22 protein-coding genes are annotated in these 21565 nt (G+C 51.4%); 13 read left to right on the top strand and 9 right to left on the bottom strand.

Annotated elements, in window-relative coordinates; translation table 11 throughout:
- Nucleotides 1-18 precede the first annotated feature (18 nt).
- Together ydeE and mgtS are read left to right on the top strand one after the other, a co-directional pair.
- The gene (gene ydeE, locus FDW88_RS20940) at nucleotides 19-1206 is read left to right on the top strand and encodes an efflux MFS transporter YdeE (RefSeq protein WP_137363282.1); all 1188 of its coding nucleotides are present in this window, start codon (nucleotides 19-21) and stop codon (nucleotides 1204-1206) included.
- 243 nt (nucleotides 1207-1449) lie between these two features.
- Entirely contained in the window at nucleotides 1450-1545 is a 96-nt protein-coding gene (gene mgtS, locus FDW88_RS20935; RefSeq protein WP_096757085.1) for a protein MgtS, read from the top strand.
- Nucleotides 1546-1813: 268 nt separating this feature from the next.
- Here the strand turns inward: mgtS and FDW88_RS20930 are convergent, their stop codons facing one another.
- Together FDW88_RS20930 and dcp are read right to left on the bottom strand one after the other, a co-directional pair.
- Complete coding sequence (locus FDW88_RS20930) at nucleotides 1814-2734, bottom strand: diguanylate cyclase (RefSeq protein WP_137363281.1); 921 nt, start codon at nucleotides 2732-2734, stop codon at nucleotides 1814-1816.
- 151 nt (nucleotides 2735-2885) lie between these two features.
- Nucleotides 2886-4931: a peptidyl-dipeptidase Dcp gene (gene dcp, locus FDW88_RS20925; protein WP_137363280.1), complete on the bottom strand. Its 2046-nt coding sequence runs from the start codon at nucleotides 4929-4931 to the stop codon at nucleotides 2886-2888.
- Between the two features lie 71 nt (nucleotides 4932-5002).
- Between dcp and ydfG the strand changes: the two genes are divergently transcribed.
- The 3 genes from ydfG (at nucleotide 5003) to ydfZ (ending at nucleotide 6916) form a co-directional block, all read left to right on the top strand.
- Nucleotides 5003-5749, top strand: a complete 747-nt coding sequence (gene ydfG, locus FDW88_RS20920; RefSeq protein ID WP_096757088.1) for a bifunctional NADP-dependent 3-hydroxy acid dehydrogenase/3-hydroxypropionate dehydrogenase YdfG — start codon at nucleotides 5003-5005, stop codon at nucleotides 5747-5749.
- A gap of 86 nt (nucleotides 5750-5835) precedes the next feature.
- On the top strand, nucleotides 5836-6522 hold the full coding sequence (locus FDW88_RS20915; RefSeq protein ID WP_115258527.1) for a GntR family transcriptional regulator: 687 nt from the start codon (nucleotides 5836-5838) through the stop codon (nucleotides 6520-6522).
- A 190-nt stretch (nucleotides 6523-6712) separates the two neighbouring features.
- Nucleotides 6713-6916, top strand: a complete 204-nt coding sequence (ydfZ, locus tag FDW88_RS20910; protein ID WP_096757090.1) for a putative selenium delivery protein YdfZ — start codon at nucleotides 6713-6715, stop codon at nucleotides 6914-6916.
- Between the two features lie 76 nt (nucleotides 6917-6992).
- On the opposite strand, the gene FDW88_RS20905 is transcribed toward ydfZ, so the two are convergent.
- From FDW88_RS20905 to FDW88_RS20885, 5 genes are all read right to left on the bottom strand, one after another.
- Entirely contained in the window at nucleotides 6993-8459 is a 1467-nt protein-coding gene (locus FDW88_RS20905; protein WP_137363279.1) for a mannitol dehydrogenase family protein, read from the bottom strand.
- A 155-nt stretch (nucleotides 8460-8614) separates the two neighbouring features.
- Nucleotides 8615-9994, bottom strand: a complete 1380-nt coding sequence (locus FDW88_RS20900) for an MFS transporter (protein WP_117343094.1) — start codon at nucleotides 9992-9994, stop codon at nucleotides 8615-8617.
- Nucleotides 9995-10047: 53 nt separating this feature from the next.
- A complete protein-coding gene (locus tag FDW88_RS20895) occupies nucleotides 10048-11067 on the bottom strand; it encodes a Zn-dependent oxidoreductase (RefSeq protein WP_135912069.1) in 1020 nt (339 codons plus the stop codon).
- Between the two features lie 13 nt (nucleotides 11068-11080).
- On the bottom strand, nucleotides 11081-12295 hold the full coding sequence (gene rspA, locus FDW88_RS20890) for a starvation-sensing protein RspA (protein WP_135912070.1): 1215 nt from the start codon (nucleotides 12293-12295) through the stop codon (nucleotides 11081-11083).
- 108 nt (nucleotides 12296-12403) lie between these two features.
- Nucleotides 12404-12730 (bottom strand): YnfA family protein, encoded by a 327-nt coding sequence (locus FDW88_RS20885; RefSeq protein ID WP_115258531.1) that lies wholly within the window; start codon nucleotides 12728-12730, stop codon nucleotides 12404-12406.
- A 153-nt stretch (nucleotides 12731-12883) separates the two neighbouring features.
- Between FDW88_RS20885 and FDW88_RS20880 the strand changes: the two genes are divergently transcribed.
- Entirely contained in the window at nucleotides 12884-13225 is a 342-nt protein-coding gene (locus tag FDW88_RS20880; RefSeq protein WP_096757095.1) for a DUF1283 family protein, read from the top strand.
- 37 nt (nucleotides 13226-13262) lie between these two features.
- Nucleotides 13263-13823 carry a spermidine N1-acetyltransferase gene (gene speG, locus FDW88_RS20875; RefSeq protein ID WP_115258532.1) on the top strand — a complete coding sequence of 187 codons (561 nt, stop codon included), beginning with the start codon at nucleotides 13263-13265 and terminating at the stop codon, nucleotides 13821-13823.
- Nucleotides 13824-13828: 5 nt separating this feature from the next.
- Here the strand turns inward: speG and FDW88_RS20870 are convergent, their stop codons facing one another.
- Nucleotides 13829-14539, bottom strand: coding sequence for a YnfC family lipoprotein (locus FDW88_RS20870; protein WP_137363327.1), 711 nt, complete (start codon nucleotides 14537-14539; stop codon nucleotides 13829-13831).
- A gap of 106 nt (nucleotides 14540-14645) precedes the next feature.
- Between FDW88_RS20870 and FDW88_RS20865 the strand changes: the two genes are divergently transcribed.
- The 6 genes from FDW88_RS20865 to clcB all read left to right on the top strand — a co-directional run bounded on the left by FDW88_RS20865 (nucleotide 14646) and on the right by clcB (nucleotide 20968).
- Complete coding sequence (locus tag FDW88_RS20865) at nucleotides 14646-14951, top strand: DUF1161 domain-containing protein (RefSeq protein WP_117343092.1); 306 nt, start codon at nucleotides 14646-14648, stop codon at nucleotides 14949-14951.
- Nucleotides 14952-15099: 148 nt separating this feature from the next.
- Nucleotides 15100-17538, top strand: coding sequence for a selenate/tellurate reductase subunit YnfE (gene ynfE / locus FDW88_RS20860; protein ID WP_137363278.1), 2439 nt, complete (start codon nucleotides 15100-15102; stop codon nucleotides 17536-17538).
- A 10-nt stretch (nucleotides 17539-17548) separates the two neighbouring features.
- Nucleotides 17549-18166, top strand: a complete 618-nt coding sequence (locus FDW88_RS20855; RefSeq protein ID WP_117343090.1) for a DMSO/selenate family reductase complex B subunit — start codon at nucleotides 17549-17551, stop codon at nucleotides 18164-18166.
- A 1-nt stretch (nucleotide 18167) separates the two neighbouring features.
- Nucleotides 18168-19022, top strand: coding sequence for a dimethyl sulfoxide reductase anchor subunit family protein (locus FDW88_RS20850; RefSeq protein ID WP_115258536.1), 855 nt, complete (start codon nucleotides 18168-18170; stop codon nucleotides 19020-19022).
- A 42-nt stretch (nucleotides 19023-19064) separates the two neighbouring features.
- Complete coding sequence (gene dmsD / locus FDW88_RS20845) at nucleotides 19065-19679, top strand: Tat proofreading chaperone DmsD (RefSeq protein ID WP_137363277.1); 615 nt, start codon at nucleotides 19065-19067, stop codon at nucleotides 19677-19679.
- Entirely contained in the window at nucleotides 19679-20968 is a 1290-nt protein-coding gene (gene clcB / locus FDW88_RS20840; RefSeq protein ID WP_137363276.1) for a voltage-gated ClC-type chloride channel ClcB, read from the top strand. The genes dmsD and clcB overlap by 1 nt, the downstream gene beginning before the upstream one ends.
- On the opposite strand, the gene bioD is transcribed toward clcB, so the two are convergent.
- Nucleotides 20924-21565, bottom strand: coding sequence for a dethiobiotin synthase (gene bioD, locus FDW88_RS20835; protein ID WP_137363275.1), 642 nt, complete (start codon nucleotides 21563-21565; stop codon nucleotides 20924-20926). The genes clcB and bioD overlap by 45 nt on opposite strands.

The raw sequence follows: 21565 nt of genomic DNA, 5'->3' as shown, positions 1-21565 counted from the left end.
GCATTGTCGGGCAAGAAAATGAATACCACTCTGAGAAGATCCACTCTCGCGTTACTCGCCTCCTCACTATTACTGACGATTGGGCGGGGTGCCACGCTCCCGTTTATGACCATCTATCTCAACCGACAGTACGGCCTGAGCGTCGATCTGATTGGTTACGCCATGACGGTCGCCCTGACTATTGGCGTTATCTTCAGCCTGGGCTTCGGTATTCTGGCCGATAAGTTCGATAAAAAACGCTATATGCTGCTGGCGATTACCGGTTTTGCGTCTGGCTTTATCGCGATCCCTCTGGTGCATAATGTTATCGTAGTGGTGTTGCTTTTTGCCCTGATCAACTGCGCCTACTCCGTCTTTGCCACCGTGCTGAAAGCCTGGTTTGCCGATAACCTCTCTGCCACCAACAAGACCAAAATTTTCTCACTTAACTATACAGTACTCAACATTGGCTGGACCGTGGGTCCGCCGCTCGGCACGCTGCTGGTGATGCAAAGTATCAACCTGCCGTTCTGGCTGGCAGCGCTTTGCTCAGCCTTCCCGTTGGTATTTATCCAGACGTGGGTGAAACATTCAGAAGTGCCATCCGAGGGACTGAACGCATCCGTCTGGTCCCCCTCGGTACTGTTGCGCGATAAAGCGTTATGCTGGTTTACCCTGTCAGCGTTTTTGGCCTCGTTTGTGGGCGGCGCATTTGCGTCCTGTATTTCTCAGTACGTGATGGTGGTTGCTGACGGTGATTTCGCAGAAAAAGTGGTGGCCGTGGTCCTGCCCGTCAACGCGGCAATGGTGGTTACATTGCAATATGCCGTCGGGCGCCGTCTTTCCAGCGCCAACATCCGCCCGTTAATGGCCGGCGGAACATTATTCTTTGTGCTGGGATTAGTGGGTTTTATTTTTTCCGGCAACAGTCTGCTGATGTGGGGCATTTCTGCAGCGTTTTTTACCATCGGCGAAATCATTTACGCACCGGGCGAATATATGCTTATCGACAACATTGCGCCCGCGGGGATGAAAGCGAGCTATTTCTCCGCCCAGTCACTGGGCTGGCTTGGCGCGGCATTTAACCCGTTAGTCAGCGGCGTTATTCTGACGACCCTGCCGTCATGGTCGCTGTTTGTGGTGCTGATGATTGCCATCATTCTGGCCTGGGCGCTGATGCTAAAAGGCATGCGAGCTAAACCCTGGGGCCAGCCTGTAGTCTGTTAATTTTTCTGGCGACAGAGCATGTGCTGCCCTGTCGTTTTTTCAGAAAACCCCGATATATTTTCCCTGCTCCGCATATTTTGACATCCTTATTTATTTTTCTCTGCCAATAACGCGATAACTTTACTATTCAGACGAAATAATTCACCTGGTTCAATCTTTGTTTAAGATTAAATTGCTAGTATAGTCCTTAACGAGGTGAAATTAAGGTAAGAGAGGAAACTCACAAATAAAGGAGCATAAACAATGCTGGGTAATATGAATGTTTTTATGGCCGTTCTGGGAATTATTTTATTTTCTGGTTTTCTGGCCGCCTACTTTAGCCACAGATGGGATGATTGATGAACGACGATAGTCCTGCACCGAACCGGCCCCTTGTAGCATCACTGCTCAAGGGGCCATTTTTTTGACCTGAATGCCGACTACCTGAACGACAGGTAAAAAAAACCGCCGGATAAACCAGCGGTAAATGCTTGCATGGATAGATTTGTGTTTTGCTTTATACGCTATCAGGCAATTCCCTGCGCAGATAACGAATAGTCACCCAACGTATCATCAACAACCCCAATGAACGTTAAACGAAACCAAATCATCTCAACAAAACTCACGCTCAGGCTTGCGTCGTTACCCGCTCTTTGGCACCCACCCGTGTGATCTGCTCATGTTCATCCATAAACATGCAGCGATTCCTGCCAGTCTGCTTCCCTTCATACATGGCTCGGTCAGCACGCCCGAGAGCCGTGTCCAGCGTTTCGCCCTGACGAACTCGAGTGATGCCAGCCGTTACCGTAATATCAATCTCCCCCTGCGGGTAAGAGATCTTTTTTTGTTCAATGAGACGACACAGGCGCAAGCCCGCGAGAGATGCCTGCTCATCCGTTTTTGTTCTGATCAGAATGATGAACTCTTCGCCACCGTAGCGATACGCGATCTCATCATAACGAGTCCATGACAATAAATTTGATGCCAGACTGCGCAGTACGACGTCACCAACCAGATGACCGTAGGTATCATTGACGTATTTAAAACGGTCGATATCCAGCAATAATAAATATAAATTAAGCGGTTGCGCGTCAAGTAACTGCTGGTCAAAAGACTCATCCAGCATTCTTCGGCCAGGTAAGCCGGTTAAAACATCGATATTACTGCGGATAGTCAGTAAATGTATTTTATAATCCATCACCGCCGACGTAAAAGCCAGAAGCGCATCCTGAAAACTGTCGAAATGCCATGACTGACTGCGTTCTTCTACTATTACCGATAGCAAGTCCTTACCTAATAAATGCATTTTTTCATGGGCCGCATTTATCTTACTCAAATAACTATAATCTGCGTCATCCTTGACCAGGCGCGGGGTAAGCCACTGTCCGAATTGACAGGCACAGTGCGAATTCTTACCTGAAATATCCGCCTGAGTGACATCAGATGACACCACGCAGTGAAACATTTTGACTAGCCATTTATAGTGCGCATCAATCGAGTGATTCAACTCCATCAAGATTGAATCTATTTCTGCCGTTTTTCTCATCATCACGAATCCTTTCCCTGTGTGAGTATTGCTGATAGACAATAGTTTAGCGGCTATAAAGAAAATTTATGTAAATTTATTAATAGTAATTAATATGCCGCAGTCTCGGCCACCGATAATACGGTCAGATTGTAAGCTGACCGTATTATCCCGGTTACTGTTCTAATCCCCGGTTGCGCAGCATTGCATTAATTCCTGGTTCACGCCCACGCCATGCGGGATACAGACCATGCAAATCAGCACTATTACCGCGAGAGAGGATTGCCTCACGAAAATACTGGCCGTTTTCACGGGTTAATCCACCGTTTTCGACAAACCACTGATAGCCATCGTCGGCCAACATTTGCGTCCATAAATAGGCGTAATATCCCGCGGCATAGCCACCACCAAAAATATGAGCAAAATAAGTGCTGCGATAACGCGGCGGCACAGCAGAAATATTCAGCCCTTCCGTAGTCAGCGCACACGGCTCAAACTCCGCTACTGACAATATCCTCTCGCCGTTTTCCAACGTGTGCCAGTGCATATCCAGTAATGCGGCACTGAGCAACTCGGTCATATCGTAGCCCTTGTTAAACAAGCTGGCCCGCTGCATCTTATCCTGCAGCGATTCTGGCATTCTTTCCCCGGTTTCAACATGGCGCGCGTAGCGGGCAAAGACCAGTGGATGACTCGCCCAGTGTTCATTAATTTGCGAAGGAAATTCAACGAAATCACGCGGGGTATTGGTTCCTGAGAGTGTGGCATAACGTTGACTGGCAAACAGGCCGTGCAGCGTGTGTCCAAACTCATGGAACAGCGTAATGACGTCATCCCACAGCAGCAAGGCACGCTGACCCTGGGCAGGTTTTTGGTAGTTACAGACGTTGTAAATCACCGGTCTGGTTTCGTTAAGCATCGATTGCTCAACAAAATTCCCCATCCATGCGCCACCGCTTTTTGATTCCCGGGCAAAGAAATCACCGTAGAACAACGCCAGCCCCGTGCCGTCGTGGTCAAAAATTTCCCATACCCGTACATCCGGGTGATATACAGGGATGTCGAAACGCTCGATAAACGTAATGCCATAGAGCTGGTTTGCCGTCCAGAACACACCATCGTTCAGCACCGTATCTAACGCAAAATAGGGTTTCAGCTGTGCCTCATCAAGAGCATATTTTTCACGGCGAACCTGTTCGGCATAATAGGCCCAGTCCCAGGCCTGCACGCTAAAATCGCCCTGCTCTTTATCTATGGCATTTTGGATTTCAGCCAGTTCATCATGGACTCTCCGACGCGCAGCCGGAACGATAGCGCGCATAAAAGTGAGCGCTGCTTCCGACGTTTTTGCCATTTGGTCGGCAATTTTCCACGCTGCATAATGAGCAAAACCAAGTAACTTCGCCTGCTGCATTCGGATTTCCGCCAGCCGCTGAACGATGGCGCGCGTATCGTTGGCATCATTATTTTCAGCCCGCGTCCATGCACGGGTAAACAGCGTCTCACGGGTCTGCCTGTCATGTAACGCGGCAAGCGCAGGCTGTTGTGTCGTGTTCAACAGCGGGATAACCCAATGGTCCTGAAGCCCTTTCTCCCTGGCAATTGCAGCCGCCATGGCTTTCTCTTCCGGGCTTAATCCATCCAGTTGATGGACATTATCCACCACCAGGGCACCTGATTTATTCGCCGCCAGCAGGCGCTGATTGAACTGGCTTGTCAGCGTGGCTGATTCGGTGTTCAGCAATTTGAGACGCGCTTTGTCTTCTTCATTCAATTGGGCACCAGCCTGTACAAAACGCTGATAGACGACCTCCAACAACCGTAAGGACTCTGCATCCAGTCCTAACACGGCACGCTGTCGCCAGACGGCCTCTACGCGCGCAAAAAGTGCCGCGTTAAGATAAATATCATTCGCCAGCGCCGCCAGCTCAGCGGAAAACGCTTCATCAAGACGCTGTAATTCATCGTTGGTATGCGCTGCTGTCATGGCAAAGAACACGCTGGTGACGCGCGTTAACAGTGCCCCGCTCTGCTCAAGTGCCAGCAGCGTATTAGCAAAATTTGCGGGCTGTGAATTTTGCACAATGGCATCGATTTCGGCACGCTTTTGCCGAACACCTTCGTCAAACGCGGGCCGGTAATGATGCACGTCTATGCGATCAAATGGCGGAGCCTGATAAGGCAAAGTGCTTTGACGTAAAAAAGGATTCGTTAACGACATCTTTCACTCCTGAAAACGATTTATTGACGTGGTATGGTAATAGCACATAAAAAGCGTTGAGGAACAGTGAGATGATCGTTTTAGTAACCGGAGCAACCGCAGGTTTTGGTGAGTGCATTACGCGTCGTTTTATTGAGAATGGGCATAAAGTTATTGCCACCGGACGCCGTCATGAGCGTCTGCAAGAGCTGAAAGACGAGCTGGGCGATAACCTGTATACCGCACAACTTGACGTACGTAACCGTGCCGCAATTGAAGAGATGCTGGCCGCCCTACCAGCCGAATGGCGCAACATAGATATTCTGGTCAACAACGCCGGTCTGGCGCTGGGTCTTGAACCGGCCCATAAGGCTAACGTTGACGACTGGGAAACCATGATCGACACCAACAACAAAGGGTTGATTTATATGACCCGTGCCGTACTGCCGGGTATGGTCGAACGTAATCGTGGTCATATTATCAATATCGGTTCAACCGCCGGTAGCTGGCCCTATGCCGGAGGTAACGTGTATGGCGCAACAAAAGCGTTTGTTCGCCAGTTTAGCCTGAACTTACGTACCGACCTGCATGGCACTGCCGTGCGCGTGACCGATATTGAACCGGGCCTGGTTGGCGGTACGGAGTTCTCTAACGTGCGTTTCAAAGGCGACGATGATAAAGCCGTCAAAGCCTACGAAAACACCACCGCACTGACGCCGGAAGATGTCACTGAAGCCGTGTGGTGGGTGGCGTCATTACCTGCGCATGTCAACATTAACACCCTTGAAATGATGCCTGTTGCACAGTCTTTTGCAGGCTTGAGCGTCCACCGGGGTTAATTTTTATACCCGGCCTTGTGCCGGGTATAGATACCACCGAATAAGTGATAAAGTATTCGGGTTAACTCTCTAAAAAGTAAGAATGAATGACCGTAGAAACGCAACTCAACCCTACACAGCCGGTAAATCAGCAGATTTATCGTATTCTTCGTCGCGACATCGTGCAGTGTCTGATTGCGCCCGGTACGCCGCTTTCGGAGAAAGAGGTTTCCGTCCGCTTTAATGTATCACGCCAGCCAGTACGCGAAGCATTCATCAAACTGGCTGAGAACGGCCTGATTCAGATCCGTCCTCAGCGTGGCAGTTACGTGAACAAGATTTCGCTGTCGCAGGTGCAAAATGGGTGTTTTGTTCGCCAGGCAATTGAATGCGCGGTTGCCCGTCGCGCCGCGTCGATGATCACTGATAACCAGTGTTATCAACTCGAGCAGAATCTGCATCAGCAGCGCATCGCTATTGACCGTAAACAGCTTAACGATTTTTTCCTGCTGGACGATGAGTTTCATCAGAAGCTGGCGTTAATAGCGGATTGTCAGCTCGCCTGGGACACCGTGGAAAACATCAAGGCAACCATCGATCGCGTTCGCTATATGAGCCTCGATCACGTCTCCCCGCCGGAAATGCTCCTGCGTCAGCATCACGACATTTTTGCCGCGCTGGAGAAGCATGACAGCGATGCCGTTGAGCGCGCGATGATGTTGCACCTGCAGGAAATTGGTGAATCTGTTCAGCTGATTCGTCAGGAAAATAGCGACTGGTTTAGCGAAGATTAATCACTCCCTCACCTCGTTCCGGGGTGAGTTTATGCATCCCTTTATCTCCCCCTCTGAACCGCCAAAAAAAAGCTGTGATTTTGATCGAAAACAAAAAAATTCTTTAACGAGAAGCGTATTTATATTGCGCTCGTTACGTGGGTCTAAAAGCCCACGGGCTTTGACGGTAAGTTGGAGAGGAGAAACCACCATGAAAACATACGATCGTAACCGTAACGCAATCACCACCGGCAGCCGCGTCATGATCAGTGACACTGGCATTACTGGCCGCATCAAGGCTATTGATTCCGATGGCCTGACCGCAGAGCAAATTCGCCGCGGGAAAACAGTGGAAATCGAGGGTTGTGAAGGTAAATACGCCCCTCTGGAATTGATTCGTCTGGGTATGAACTGATTGGTGTGAGTGCCAGCAAATAACGCGCCATCTGGCTGGAGTATAAGCCGGATGGCGACATCAATGTTATACGTCGTTACTTCAATTTCGCGGCATACTTCGCCACCGTCACCTTCGCCCCTTCCGCCAGTAACGCCAGATACGCTTCGGTAACGCGGGTTCTGAACAACTCAACCTGCGGCAGCTCACGACCAAAGATAGCATCGATTGCCAGCAGCGCCTGAACACGTTCTTCGCCCTCTTTACTGCTTTGCACCGCATTCTGGATAACCGGCAGTAACGGATCGCTAATCTCAATCGCGTCGCCCTGTTCATCCACGCCACCTACGTAGCGCATCCAACCCGCCACACCCAGCGCCAGCAGGTCGAAACGGCTGCCGTGCACAAGATGCCAGCGTACGGAATCGAGCATACGCTGCGGAAGTTTTTGGCTGCCGTCCATCGCTATCTGCCAGGTACGGTGACGCAGTGCCGGGTTGCTGTAACGTTCAATCAAACGATCGGCATACTGCTGTAAATCAACGCCTTTCACTTTCAGCGTCGGGGCCTGCTCCTGCAACATCAGCGCACGGGCGGCAACACGATAATTGTCGTCCCCCATACAGTCGTTAATGTGTTGGTATCCCGCCAGATAGCCGAGATAGGCGAGGAAAGAGTGGCTGCCGTTAAGCATACGCAGCTTCATCTCTTCGAACGGGATAACATCGGCCACCAGCTCAGCTCCTGCTTTTTCCCATTGTGGACGACCGGCAACAAAGTTGTCTTCAATCACCCACTGACGGAACGGTTCACACGCCACGCCCGCCGGATCGCGCACGCCGGTAAGCTGTTCAATTTTATCCAGCGTATCGGGCGTTACGGCAGGAACAATACGGTCAACCATGGTCGACGGGAACGTCACATGCTGTTCGATCCAGTCTGCCAGCCCGGCGTCCACCGCACGCGCGTACGCAGTAACCACGTTACGCATGACATGACCGTTTTCAGGCATGTTATCGCAGGACATCACGGTAAATGCGGCCAGACCGGCAGCTTTGCGGCGAGCAAGCGCTTCAACAATGACGCCCGGCGCAGATTTGGGCTGATGCGGATTTTGCAGATCGGCGGCGATCAGCGGGTTTTCCAGCATCAGTTGTCCAGTTGCCGGGGAGTGGCAGTATCCTTTCTCGGTAATAGTGAGAGAAACGATAGCCACCTGCGGTTCGCACAGGGCGGCAAAAACAGCCTCAAGACCATCAACCTGCGCATGCAGCGCGTTTTTGACAACGCCAACCACTCTCGCCGTCCAGGCATCGGCCGACATTTCCGCGACGGTATACAGATTATCCTGCTGTTTCAGGTCGGCAATCTGCTGCTCGCCGCCGATCAGGTTAACTTCGCAATATCCCCAGTCACTGTTGTGCTCGGCCGCCAGGATATCCGCGTAAACGCCCTGATGCGCACGGTGAAACGCACCAAACCCCAGATGAACAATACGTGGGACCAGTTTGCTACGATCGTAGTCAGGAAGTGCAGCCTTAGCTGCCAAGAGTTTGTTTTGCATGGTATGACCTACTTATCAATGAAATCAGGACTGTCTCAGAGTAACGCCTGTATGGTTGTATGTTTTGATTTGCATTAAACTTTTTACTATTGGTATGACATCATTTGAAGTTATGTGACAGCATGGCCGAATTCCCGACCATGCTGATTAGCGCATCAACTGACCTGAGTCGCACCGGCACGGATCTTCTCGGTTTTACTCACCTCAGCCGCATCTTCCAGAACACTCAGGTCACGATCTTTAACTTCAGGCATCAGGAGTGCTGAAACTAAACCGATCAGTGAGTAGATAATGACCATCACTAAAATAGGCCACCAGGACTGGGTCATGTTACAGAAAATACCGGCTAACACGGGACCAAAACCAACGGCCACTAATCCGCCAGCCTCTTTTGAAATGGCCATACGCGTAAATCGATTACGAGCACCGAACATTTCAGCCATGGTGATATTTTCGAGGGCAAATAACCCCAATACGGCAAAGTTATGGATAACAATCAGCGCGGTCATGATGACGCCAGGACTATACGAATTATCAACCACAATAGACAGCATTGGATAAGCCAGAATGATGGCTGATATATTCAGGATGATATAAGGCAAACGACGACCATATTTATCAGATAACCACCCCAGAAGCGGTATAGTAATAAATCCAATAACAGAACTTATCATCAACGCATCGGTGGGTATTGATTTATTAAATAACAACGTCTGTACCAGATAACCGGCAAGAAAGGTCTGAATTAAACCTGAGTTACCCGCCTGACCAAAGCGTAATCCGGTTGCCAACCAGAAAGATTTACTGCTGAACATCGCACCCAGCGAACTCTCTGAAGGGTCATTCAATGCAGGTGCATTTTCCCCATCATTTACTTTCTCAAATACCGGGCTTTCTTTGAGATTCATACGTAACCAGATGGCGAAAATCATCACCACCACACTAGCCAGGAACGGAATACGCCAGCCCCAGGCTAACAACTCTTCGCGATCAAGCGCGAAGAACATCACCGCCCAGATGGCCGTGGCGCTGAGCGTCCCGCAGTTTGTTCCCATCGCAACAAGGGAGGAAATAATGCCGCGTTTTCCTTTTGGCGCATACTCTGCAAGCATGGTTCCCGCGCCAGAAATTTCAGCACCGGCACCCAATCCCTGCACAATACGCAGCGTCACCAGCAACACTGGCGCAAAGATACCAATCTGCGCATAGGTCGGCAGCACGCCAATTAGCGTGGTACAAATCCCCATCATGGTAATGGTAATGAACAGCACCTTTTTACGCCCGATGCTGTCCCCCATCTTTCCAAATATAAATGCCCCAACGATACGAGCAATATAACCAGCTCCGTATGTGCCCATCGCTAAAATGAGCGCCATGGCGGCTGATTGTTCCGGGAAAAATATCTCATGGAATACCAGTGCGGCACCCAAAGAATATAACTGAAAATCCATAAATTCGAGAGCCGTGCCTAACCATCCTGAAACGGCGGCTCTCACCAGATCTTTCGTTGATCTTTCGTGTTTTTCTTGATTCATATTGGCTATCTCTAAGAGGTAAGATGCGTACCACTTACTCGCAGTAATTAATATTATTCAGCGAATGTGAGTAAAACTTTGCAGCAGTGCTGCTGGTCTTTCTCAAACAATTCGATTGCGTCTGTAACGTGGTGATAGTCAAAAGTGTGGGTAATCAATTTATTCGGGTCGATAAGCCCTTTAACCAGCCAATCAATAACCACCGGGAATTTATTCGCGTTTAACCGTGATGAATAAATGGAAAGTTCTTTCCCGGTAATGCCCTGCTGTACAATCTGGCAAGGTTCGCTGGAGAATCCCATCAACACAATCCGTGCCGCTGGCGACGCCAGCGTAATAGCCTCCTGTAAAATAGATGGATGACAAGCTGCATCCACGATGATTGTGGGTTTTAACCCTTTTTCAGCCAGAAAATCCTGTAGCGATTGCTGACCATTATTTATGGTCCAGTCAGCACCACACTGTTTAGCCATTGCCAGACGTTCTTCAATCCTGTCGGCAATCACCACCGTTTTTACGTTATAAACACGTTTAAGTGCCTGAACGGTCGTCAGCCCCATCGGCCCCGCACCGTAAATCAGCGCAATGTCGTTTTCTGTGGGTTTAACTTGTCCGGTCACGTTTGCCGCAATAGTAAAAGGCTCAACCATAACGGCATGCTCATCTTTCACTGAGTCCGGGATCGGCCAGGCATTTTTTGCCGGTACAACAGCAAATTCACTGAAGCCGCCATCACGATGGACGCCCAGCACCACCAACGACGTGCAGACGTTCGGTTTACCTATTGAGCAGGGGTAACAGTGTCCACAGCTGATCACGGGATCAACAGATACTCGCTCGCCTAAACGCGAACGATCAACACCCTCGCCTACCGCATCAATAATGCCAAAAAACTCGTGGCCGATGACGCGTGGATATTTTGCGAAGGGATTATGCCCACGATAGATATGACTATCGGAGCCACAAATTCCTGCCAGCTTAATCTTGACCCTGACTTCGCCCGACGCTGGAGTAGGAATTGCTCTTTCTTCAATCACCAGCGTATTCGCTTTTTCAATCACAATACTTTTCATAGCAAACCACTCCTTACCAGTTCCACAAAGTGCCATCTTCCAGGCGCGCGACGGGCAAATAGGCCGGATCGTACGGATATTTCGCCGCGAGTTTTTCGTCGAATTCAATACCCAGACCCGGTTTGTCACCAGGGTGCATATAGCCGTTATCGAACGTCCAGTTATGCGGGAAGACCTCCAGCATCTGCTCGGAATAACCCATATATTCTTGTACGCCGAAATTTGGCACCCACAGGTCAAAGTGCAGCGCAGCAGCCATGCAGACAGGTGACAAATCAGAAGGTCCGTGAGAGCCGGTGCGCACCTGGTACAGCGACGCAAAATCCGCAATGCGACGCATGCCGGTGATGCCGCCCGCATGGGTAATAGTGGTGCGGATGTAGTCGATCAGCTGTTCTTCGATCAGCTGTTTGCAATCCCAGATACTGTTGAAGACTTCCCCTACCGCAATCGGCGTCACCGTGTGCTGGCGAATCAGTCGGAAACATTCCTGGTTTTCAGCTGGCGTCGGATCTTCCATCCAGAACAAACGATACTGCTCAATGCTTTTGCCAAACCGCGCGGCTTCAATCGGCGTCAGGCGATGGTGCATGTCGTGCAGCAGGTGTTCGTTGAAGCCGAATTTATTACGCACGGCGTCAAATAACTGAGGGGTAAAATCAAGGTACTTTTCCGTCGACCACAACTGCTCTTCCGGCCATTGCCCTTTGGTCGCTGGCTCATAGGCCAGGCCTTTGCCTTTTGACATACCGTAGGTGGTTTTCATACCCGGCACGCCGCACTGGACGCGAATAGCTTTAAAGCCCATCTCCTGATGGCGTGCGTAATCTTCCAGCACATCATCAATGGTACGGCCAGTGGTATGGCAGTAAACCATCACGCCTTCGCGGGACGCGCCACCCAGCAGCTGATAAAGCGGCATATTCGCGGCTTTCGCTTTGATATCCCACAGCGCCATATCAACGGCAGATATCGCCGACATCGTGACCGGACCACGACGCCAGTACGCGCCTTTGTAGAAGAACTGCCAGATGTCTTCAATGCGGTGCGCGTCGCGGCCAATAAGTTGCGGACACACATGGTCCCTCAGATAGGACGCAACGGATAACTCACGTCCGTTCAGCGTGGCATCACCTAACCCCGTGATCCCGTCCTCAGTGGTAATTTTCAGCGTGACGAAATTACGCCCTGGACAGGTGACAAAAACTTCAGCCCCTACAATCTTCATTCTCTATTCCTTACATCGCTGTGTCTGATGCAGGAAATCTACTCAACTGAGCTACTACCATACAAGTATAATGATCGTAAAATCGCTAGCTGATCACAAAAAAAGGCGCTATGCGCGCCCCCATCCAGCCACGATGATCAACATCCCGCACAGCGCGATCAGCGCGCCAGACCAGTCGTACAAGCTCAGTTTTACACCATCGACAATGCGCAGCCACATCAGTGCGGTCACCACATACACGCCGCCATACGCCGCGTATACGCGCCCGCTCGCGGTCGGGTGCAGCGTCAACAACCAGACAAACAAGGCCAGTGACACCCCGGCCGGAAGAAGCAACCAGGCCGTTGCGCCTCGCTTTAACCAGAGCCAGGGTAAAAAGCAGCCGATAATTTCGCACAGCGCGGTGATAAAAAAAAGTAATGTCGTTTTAAGCATGGACAGTATTCAGTGACGTTTGGTTTAAACATGATACGACAGAATGCGAGCAGTTTATCCATATCCGCCAGGCGGGTATGACCCGGAACAGGAATGGTGTAGAATTTAACCCTGTTTTATCGTTTTTTGCCTTTCTCATTAAAGGAATTCACCATGAACAACACACTGAGCAAACGCCTGTGCCTGACGGCCATGTTGACGCTGGCGGCGGTTGTATACACCTCCTCCGCCTTTGCTGAAACCAGCAAACTGGTCATTGAGTCCGGCGACAGTGCCCAAAGTCGTCAACAGGCGGCGATGGAAAAGGAACAGTGGAACGACACGCGTCAGTTACGCCAGAAAGTAAATACGCGCACTGAGAAAGAGTGGGATAAAGCCGACGTGGCCTTTGACAGCCGCGATAAATGCGAGCAAAGCGCCAACATTAATGCCTACTGGGAACCGAACACCCTGCGCTGCCTTGACCGCCGCACCGGCCGTACCGTCGCGCCATAATTTTTATGCCCAATAAAGGAAATGGAAAGGATACGTTATGACAAGCGCCCTCAGTGTTAAGCTGCGCCCGCTGGAGCGTGAAGATTTACGATTTGTCCATCAGCTTGATAACAATGCCAGCGTGATGCGTTACTGGTTCGAAGAACCGTACGAAGCGTTCGTTGAGCTGTCGGACCTGTATGACAAGCATATTCATGACCAAAGCGAACGCCGCTTTGTGGTGGAGTGCAACGGTGAAAAAGCCGGTCTGGTGGAACTGGTGGAAATTAACCATGTACACCGCCGTGCCGAATTCCAGATCATTATTTCGCCAGATTTCCAGGGCAAAGGTCTCGCCACACGCGCGGCAAAACTGGCGATGGATTACGGTTTCACCGTACTCAATTTATATAAGCTGTATCTGATCGTTGATAAAGAGAATGAAAAAGCCATTCACATCTACCGCAAACTTGGTTTTATGGTGGAAGGCGAGTTGATTCACGAGTTCTTTATTAACGGACAGTACCGTAACACCATCCGCATGTGTATCTTCCAGCATCAGTATCTGGCGGAACATAAAACACCCGGTTCCAACCTGTTGCAGGCTACTGCACAGTAACGCGGTTAGTAGTAATCAATGGTGTTTTTAATCGTGTAATGGTGTTCAACTGCCGGCTTCACGCTATCATCAACGATGACAAGCTGGCAGTTGAGCGGATTCGCATGATCATCGTATTCACACGTTTGCGTGACGTTTCCCAACGAACGATCGTTCAATAGACTCTCTGCCGTATAATCCAGTTTTTTCAGCGGATCGGCTGACGGTTTCGCATTAACACGTAACGTGTTGTCTTTACTGATGGTGGTTTTTCCCAGCGGATAGCCCTCCGCGTCGTACCGGTACTGCACCTGCATTTCTTTCCCCGATCCTGAAACAACGAAGCCGTTATCGTCGGTGTCCCACACCACCCCGGCAGCAGGTAATTCCGCCAACTGGCATTTCCCCTGTAAACGGATCTTTTTTTCCAGCGTCTCGGCGTCCAGGTAATAGTTAGCATCCAGCACTAACGCCATTCCGCTGTTGCTCTCAGTATCGTGTAATTCCAGCGTATCAAAGCAGCCTTCTTGCGAGAGAGTGCCACGCACACGCTTGGCCACTTCACCGTTCTCATTCAGCAGTGTCTGGCTGAAATCTTTTACCGGACCACGCAGCGGATCAAACTCGAATTCATTGGAAAAACTGGCCATTTCCGGCGTGAAGGAAACCAACTCCTTGCCGTTATCACAGCCGATCAACACGACGCACAGGAAACCTAACAAGGTCTGTTTCTTCACATTTTTCACCGGCATAAAGAGATTATTCTCAATCATATTAGCAAATACAGTTATTTACACCAGAAATGCTAATCTTAATAAATGTCTGTCATGAAAGGAGTTGGTGATGAAATTCTCTACAGGAATTGTCGCAAGTTTGCTTATCCTCGCCTCCCCACAGGTTCTGGCGGCGCCTGAATCGTGCGAGAGAGTCAGGAGCGATATTGAGCAGCGTATTATTAATAATGGCGTTGCACAAGACAGCTTCACCTTAAGTATCGTGCCAAACGACCAGGCCGATCGACCGGATTCTCTGGTCGTGGGACATTGTGCCAACGACACGCATAAAATCCTTTACGCGCGTACCAGCAGCGGCAACGCCCCCGCCAATAGTACGCCATCTCAGGACGGTCACCCCGCCGAACCGCAATAAACCTGCCCTCCGTTCGCGGAGGGTTACGCTTAATTTGATATGCATTAATAAGCCCTACCCCAGAATAGGTAAACTCAGCCCATCATTAGCATGCTATTAATTTCGTTGTGACACGTAATATATAGCGATACCTATAATGGAGTGGGTTATGTCTGAAGTTGACCAATATGGAGGTATTAGCCGCAGGACGTTAGTGAAGTCCTCGGCTATCGGTACACTCGCGCTTGCCGCAGGTGGCGTGTCACTGCCTTTCGGGATGCGTACCGCCGCCGCTGCGGTACAGCAATCAATCTCGCCGGTTGAAGAAAAAATCGTCTGGGCCGCATGCTCAGTTAACTGCGGCAGTCGCTGTGCTTTGCAGTTACATGTCAAAGATGACGAAGTTTGTTGGGTAGACACCGACAATACCGGCGATGACATCTATGGTAATCACCAGGTCCGCGCCTGCCTGCGCGGTCGTTCTATCCGCCGACGTATTAATCACCCTGACAGGCTTAATTATCCTATGAAGCGTGTTGGTAAACGTGGTGAAGGTAAATTTGAACGTATTAGCTGGCAGGAAGCCCTGGACACCATCAGCGCCGGTCTAAAAAATACCATACAGAAATACGGCAATGAAGCGGTATACATTAACTACACCTCCGGCATTGTCGGTGGCAACATTACCCGTTCTTCCCCTTATGCCTCGCTAGTGGCGCGCCTGATGAACTGCTATGGCGGCTTCCTCAGCCACTATGGGACGTACAGTACGGCCCAAATTGCAGCCGCAATGCCCTACACCTACGGCTCAAACGACGGCAATAGCACTTCAGACATCGAAAACACGAAACTGGTCGTTATGTTCGGCAATAATCCTGCCGAAACGCGTATGAGCGGTGGCGGTATTACTTACTTCCTGGAGCAAGCCCGGGAACGCTCAAATGCCAGAATGATTGTTATCGACCCTCGTTATACCGATACCGCAGCGGGTCGTGAAGATGAGTGGATCCCGATTCGTCCGGGCACTGACGCCGCACTGGTGGCAGGAATTGCCTGGGTACTGATTACTGAGGAGCTTGTCGATCAACCGTTCCTCGACAAGTACTGTATTGGTTATGATGAGAAAACCCTTCCGGTCGACGCTCCCGCAAACGGACATTATAAAGCTTATATAATGGGTGACGGCGACGATGGCATTGCAAAAACACCAGAATGGGCATCGCACATCACCGGGATCCCAGCCGCGCGCATTATTAAATTGGCCAGAGAGATTGGGAGCGCCAAACCAGCGTACATCTGTCAAGGATGGGGGCCACAGCGCCAGGCAAACGGTGAGCTGACTTCCCGCGCCATTGCCATGTTACCCATTCTGACCGGTAATGTGGGCATCAACGGCGGTAACAGTGGCGCACGCGAATCCACCTATACCATTACGATTGAGCGCATGCCGCTGCCCGACAATCCCATCAAGACGCAAATATCCTGTTTTAGCTGGACCGACGCTATCGCACGTGGAACCGAGATGACTGCCACCCGCGACGGCGTGCGCGGAAAAGAGAAGCTGGATGTACCGATTAAATTTATCTGGAACTATGCGGGCAATACCATTATCAATCAGCATTCGGATATCAATAAAACGCATGAGATCCTGCAGGATGATTCGAAATGCGAAATGATTGTGGTCATTGAGAATTTCATGACATCCTCCGCCAAATATGCCGATATTCTGCTGCCCGACCTGATGACCGTTGAACAAGAAGACATTATTCCGAACGATTACGCCGGGAATATGGGATACCTGATTTTTATTCAACCCGCGACTTCCGCAAAATTCGAGCGTAAACCCATCTACTGGATAATGAGCGAAATCGCGAAACGTCTTGGAGACGACATCTACCAACGGTTTACCGAAGGACGCACGCAAGAACAATGGCTGCAGTACCTGTATGCCAAAATGCTGGCTAAAGACCCTGCACTGCCTTCGTATGATGAGCTAAAAAAAATGGGGATCTATAAGCGTAAAGATCCTAACGGGCACTATGTCGCCTACAAGAAGTTCTGCGAAGACCCTGATGCCAATCCACTGAAGACACCGTCAGGCAAGATTGAGATCTACTCGAGTCGACTGGCAAAAATTGCCCGTACCTGGGAACTAGAGAAAGATGACGTGATTAGTCCGCTGCCTGTTTACGCATCGACCTTTGAAGGCTGGGACGATCCCAAACGCAGTCATTTCCCACTACAGCTATTTGGTTTCCACTATAAATCTCGAACCCACTCAAGCTACGGCAACATCGACGTTCTCAAAGCGTCCTGTCGCCAGGAAGTCTGGATTAACCCACTGGATGCGCAAAAGCGTGGTATTTCCAATGGCGATATGGTGCGTGTTTATAACGATCGTGGCGAAGTGCGTATTCCCGCAAAAGTGACCCCGCGTATTCTCCCCGGCGTTAGCGCAATGGGCCAGGGTGCCTGGCACGATGCCGATATGTCTGGCGACAAAATTGACCATGGTGCCTGTGTTAACACGCTGACCACCCAGCGCCCGTCACCGTTAGCCAAAGGTAACCCGCAGCACACTAACCTGGTTGAGATTGAGAAGGTTTAAGGAATAGCTCATGAATGCGCAGTACGGATTTTTTATCGACTCCGCCCGTTGCACCGGTTGCAAAACCTGCGAACTGGCCTGTAAAGACTATAAAGATTTAACCCCGGATGTTAGCTTCCGGCGTATTTACGAATACGCAGGGGGTGACTGGCAGGAAGATAACGGCGTCTGGCAGCAAAACGTCTTCGCCTATTATTTGTCGATCTCATGTAACCACTGCGAAGATCCGGCCTGCACTAAGGTGTGTCCGAGCGGAGCCATGCATAAACGTGAAGATGGCTTTGTCGTTGTTGATGAGGACGTGTGTATTGGCTGCCGCTATTGTCATATGGCCTGCCCTTACGGCGCTCCGCAGTACAACGCGACCAAAGGACATATGACCAAATGTGACGGCTGCCATGACCGCGTTGCCGACGGTAAAAAACCCATCTGCGTTGAGTCCTGCCCGTTACGCGCGCTGGACTTTGGCCCCATTGATGAACTGCGCAAAAAGCACGGGACGTTGGCGGCGGTGGCTCCACTACCGGGTGCACACTTTACCAAACCGAACATTGTGATTAAACCCAACGCCAACAGCCGTCCAACCGGGGATACCACCGGTTATCTGGCAAACCCGAGGGAGGTGTAACATGGGCAATGGATGGCATGAATGGCCGCTGGTACTGTTTACGGTACTAGGACAATGCGTCGTTGGCGCGCTGATTGTGAGCGGGCTATGTTGGCTCTCCGCCAAAGATGATGCGACAAGACAGCGTCTCGTTCGCAGCATGTTCTTTCTGTGGGTGGTGATGGGCATCGGGTTTCTCGCCTCGGTAATGCACCTGGGCTCTCCACTGCGGGCACTTAATTCACTAAACCGGGTCGGTGCCTCGGCGCTGAGTAACGAAATAGCCAGCGGATCGTTATTTTTCGCCATCGGTGGCGTCTGGTGGCTGGTGGCTTTTCTCGGTAAAATGCCCGCAGCGCTGGGTAAAATCTGGCTGCTGGTGAGCATGCTCCTCGGCGTTGTATTTGTCTGGGCGATGACCCAGGTTTACCAGATAGAGACCGTGCCGACCTGGTATAATGGTTACACCACCGTGGCCTTTTTCATGACGGTGTTGCTGAGTGGCCCGCTGTTTGCTGCCCTGCTACTGCGTACCGTTCGCGTCTCATTTAACGCCGCGACATACGCCAGCATTAGCGTTCTGGCCCTGTTGGTTTGCATTGGGGTTATTGCTCTACAGGGCGTGTCGCTCGGTGAAATTCACAGTTCGGTGCAACACGCAACGGCGCTGGTACCCGAGTATGGCCGTTTGCAGGTTTGGCGCATCCTGTTGCTCGCCGCCGGTCTGGGTTGCTGGATTTGCCCCCTGATCCGCCGCAAAGAACCTCATATTACAGGTCTGGCGCTCGGCTTAATTCTCCTGCTTGCCGGTGAAATCATTGGCCGCGGATTGTTTTACGGTCTGCATATGACAGTCGGTATGGCTGTTGCAGGTTAACTCACGAGTGCGGGGAAGCCCGCACTTTTCAGGATTGTTTGCATGACCTCTTTTTCTCAACGTGACAACTTCTCCACCGCAGCGCGCGTGCTGGGTGCACTATTTTACTATGCGCCAGACAGCGCAGAAGCGGCCCCGCTCATTAGTGCGCTAAGAGTCAATGGCTGGCAGACGCAATGGCCACTGTCTGACGATACGCTGTGCGAACTGGTTAGCCAGTTTCAGATTGAAGCCGATGAATCACTCTCACAGGCCTGGCAGCGTTTGTTCGTTGGTCCGTACGCACTGCCTTCTCCACCATGGGGTTCCGTCTGGCTGGATCGTGAAAACGTCTTGTTTGGTGAATCCACGCTGGCATTGCGTCAGTGGATGCGCGACAACGGTATCCAGTTCGACATGCAGCAAAACGAACCCGAAGATCACTTCGGCTCTCTGCTGCTATTAACCGCCTGGCTTGCTGAAAATGGCCATCACAACGCGTGCGAACAACTGCTGGCCTGGCATCTGTTACCCTGGTCGGGCCGTTTCCTCGAAGTCTTTATCGAGAAAGCCGATCATCCGTTTTATCAGGCCCTGGGGGAACTGGCCCGACTCACGCTGGCGCATTGGCAGTCGCAGTTGCTGATCCCCGTCGCTGTGAAGCCATTATTTCGTTAATGCATCATTTGCACGCCTATCCCGACCTGCGCGCGATGCTTCGCCGTCTGGTGTTCGCTGCGCTGATTGGTATCCTGGCAGCACTGGCGGTGGCCGGGTTCCGCCACGCCATGTTGCTCCTGGAGTGGCTTTTCCTGAGTAATGATACCGGCAGTCTGGTTAATGCGGCGTCCAGTCTGTCACCACTGCGACGCATGCTGACCCCGGCTCTGGGCGGCCTTACCGCAGGCTTACTGCTGTGGGGCTGGCAGAAATTTAACCGGCAGCGCCCGCAGGCGCCTACGGATTATATGGAAGCACTGCAAACTGACGGCCAGTTTGACGTTAGCGCCAGCCTGGTGAAGTCGTTGGCGTCATTGCTGGTGGTCGCCAGCGGGAGTGCCATCGGACGTGAAGGCGCCATGATCTTACTGGCGGCGCTGGCAGCATCCTGTTTTGCACAACGCTTTACCCCACGCACGGAATGGAAGTTATGGATTGCCTGCGGTGCTGCCGCCGGCATGGCCGGTGCGTACCATGCGCCACTGGCCGGCAGCCTGTTTATTGCTGAAGTCCTGTTTGGCACGTTAATTTTGGCATCGCTGGGACCGGTTGTCGTCTCCGCCGTTGTCGCCTTGCTCACCACTCATTTACTCAGTGACAGCAACGCGCTGCTTTATACCGTGCATTTGTCGCGAGAGCTGCACGCGCTGGACTATCTGATGATTGTCAGTACCGGCGTGGCGGCAGGGATCTGCGGCCCTCTCTTTATGTGGCTGATGACCACCAGCCACACCGGTTTTTTACGCCTGAAACTTTCACCACCGTGGCAGCTGGCGCTGGGGGGATTGATCGTTGGCGTGCTGTCGATATTCACACCAACCGTTTGGGGAAATGGCTACAGCGTGGTGCAGTCGTTTTTACTCTCCCCGCCGCTGCTTTCGGTTATCTCCGGGATTTTTATCTGCAAATTACTGGCTGTACTGGCCAGCAGTGGTTCTGGCGCGCCAGGCGGAGTGTTCACACCGACCCTGTTTGTCGGCCTGTCGGTTGGTATGCTGTTGGGTCGCCTGTGGGGATTCTGGCTTCCCGGTACAGATGAGATTGCGGTGCTGCTGGGATTAACCGGGATGGCGACGTTGTTGGCGGCGACAACGCACGCACCGATTATGTCTACGCTGATGGTCTGTGAAATGACCGGGGAGTATCGTCTACTCCCCGGCTTATTGATTGCTTGCGTCGTGGCTTCCGTGCTATCGCGAACGTTACGCCATGACTCTATCTACCGACAGCACGCTGCCGAGCATTGACAGTCGGATATACTGTGACAGCTCTCGCTGCTCTGCGCGCGGCAGGTACGGCAACTCGCCGATCAACGGGGCAGGTAATTTCTTGCCGAGCACGTCGATGATTTCAGCGTAATGCGCCAATCCGGGGTTAATGCGGTTCGCTACCCAACCAATCAGCGGCAGTCCGTCACTGGCAATCGCCTGCGCCGTAAGGATGGCATGATTAATACAGCCTTCCTGAATCCCCACTACCATCAGCACGGGTAGCTGTTCCTGAACCACCCACTCCGACAACGGACGCAAATCGTTCATCAGACTGCGCCACCCGCCGGTCCCTTCGACCACCACGTGATCAACCTTTTCGCTCAGGCTGGCGAGTCCATTGGACAACAGGGTGTAGTTGATCGGGCCGCTATGCGCCACACTACTTTCGTCTTCGCTGAGCGCAATAGGATTGACCGCCTCGTAAGGCAATTCCAGGGAAGAAACGCTTTGCAGCACTAGCGCATCTTTGTTCCGCAAGCCTTCCGGCGTCTCTTTGCTGCCTTTAGCCACGGGTTTATAACCCGCAACACATTTACCCCCTGACGCTAAGGAAGGTGCGAATAAGCAGGTCAT

The sequence above is a fragment of the Citrobacter sp. wls829 genome (assembly GCF_005280825.1).
Lineage (GTDB): Bacteria > Pseudomonadota > Gammaproteobacteria > Enterobacterales > Enterobacteriaceae > Citrobacter > Citrobacter gillenii.
The sequence above is the reverse complement of the archived record's forward strand: the minus strand, read 5'-3'. Positions and strand labels throughout refer to the sequence as shown.

Coding starts and splice junctions, on each gene's coding strand:
- ynfE (WP_137363278.1), top strand. CDS start 15,100: ATGTCTGAAGTTGACCAATATGGAGGTATTAGCCGCAGGACGTTAGTG.
- FDW88_RS20855 (WP_117343090.1), top strand. CDS start 17,549: ATGAATGCGCAGTACGGATTTTTTATCGACTCCGCCCGTTGCACCGGT.
- speG (WP_115258532.1), top strand. CDS start 13,263: ATGACAAGCGCCCTCAGTGTTAAGCTGCGCCCGCTGGAGCGTGAAGAT.
- FDW88_RS20895 (WP_135912069.1), bottom strand. CDS start 11,067: ATGAAAAGTATTGTGATTGAAAAAGCGAATACGCTGGTGATTGAAGAA.
- FDW88_RS20880 (WP_096757095.1), top strand. CDS start 12,884: ATGAACAACACACTGAGCAAACGCCTGTGCCTGACGGCCATGTTGACG.
- FDW88_RS20865 (WP_117343092.1), top strand. CDS start 14,646: ATGAAATTCTCTACAGGAATTGTCGCAAGTTTGCTTATCCTCGCCTCC.
- FDW88_RS20900 (WP_117343094.1), bottom strand. CDS start 9,994: ATGAATCAAGAAAAACACGAAAGATCAACGAAAGATCTGGTGAGAGCC.
- clcB (WP_137363276.1), top strand. CDS start 19,679: ATGCATCATTTGCACGCCTATCCCGACCTGCGCGCGATGCTTCGCCGT.
- mgtS (WP_096757085.1), top strand. CDS start 1,450: ATGCTGGGTAATATGAATGTTTTTATGGCCGTTCTGGGAATTATTTTA.
- FDW88_RS20850 (WP_115258536.1), top strand. CDS start 18,168: ATGGGCAATGGATGGCATGAATGGCCGCTGGTACTGTTTACGGTACTA.
- FDW88_RS20930 (WP_137363281.1), bottom strand. CDS start 2,734: ATGATGAGAAAAACGGCAGAAATAGATTCAATCTTGATGGAGTTGAAT.
- FDW88_RS20905 (WP_137363279.1), bottom strand. CDS start 8,459: ATGCAAAACAAACTCTTGGCAGCTAAGGCTGCACTTCCTGACTACGAT.
- bioD (WP_137363275.1), bottom strand. CDS start 21,565: ATGACCTGCTTATTCGCACCTTCCTTAGCGTCAGGGGGTAAATGTGTT.
- ydfZ (WP_096757090.1), top strand. CDS start 6,713: ATGAAAACATACGATCGTAACCGTAACGCAATCACCACCGGCAGCCGC.
- FDW88_RS20915 (WP_115258527.1), top strand. CDS start 5,836: ATGACCGTAGAAACGCAACTCAACCCTACACAGCCGGTAAATCAGCAG.
- dcp (WP_137363280.1), bottom strand. CDS start 4,931: ATGTCGTTAACGAATCCTTTTTTACGTCAAAGCACTTTGCCTTATCAG.
- ydeE (WP_137363282.1), top strand. CDS start 19: ATGAATACCACTCTGAGAAGATCCACTCTCGCGTTACTCGCCTCCTCA.
- ydfG (WP_096757088.1), top strand. CDS start 5,003: ATGATCGTTTTAGTAACCGGAGCAACCGCAGGTTTTGGTGAGTGCATT.
- rspA (WP_135912070.1), bottom strand. CDS start 12,295: ATGAAGATTGTAGGGGCTGAAGTTTTTGTCACCTGTCCAGGGCGTAAT.
- dmsD (WP_137363277.1), top strand. CDS start 19,065: ATGACCTCTTTTTCTCAACGTGACAACTTCTCCACCGCAGCGCGCGTG.
- FDW88_RS20885 (WP_115258531.1), bottom strand. CDS start 12,730: ATGCTTAAAACGACATTACTTTTTTTTATCACCGCGCTGTGCGAAATT.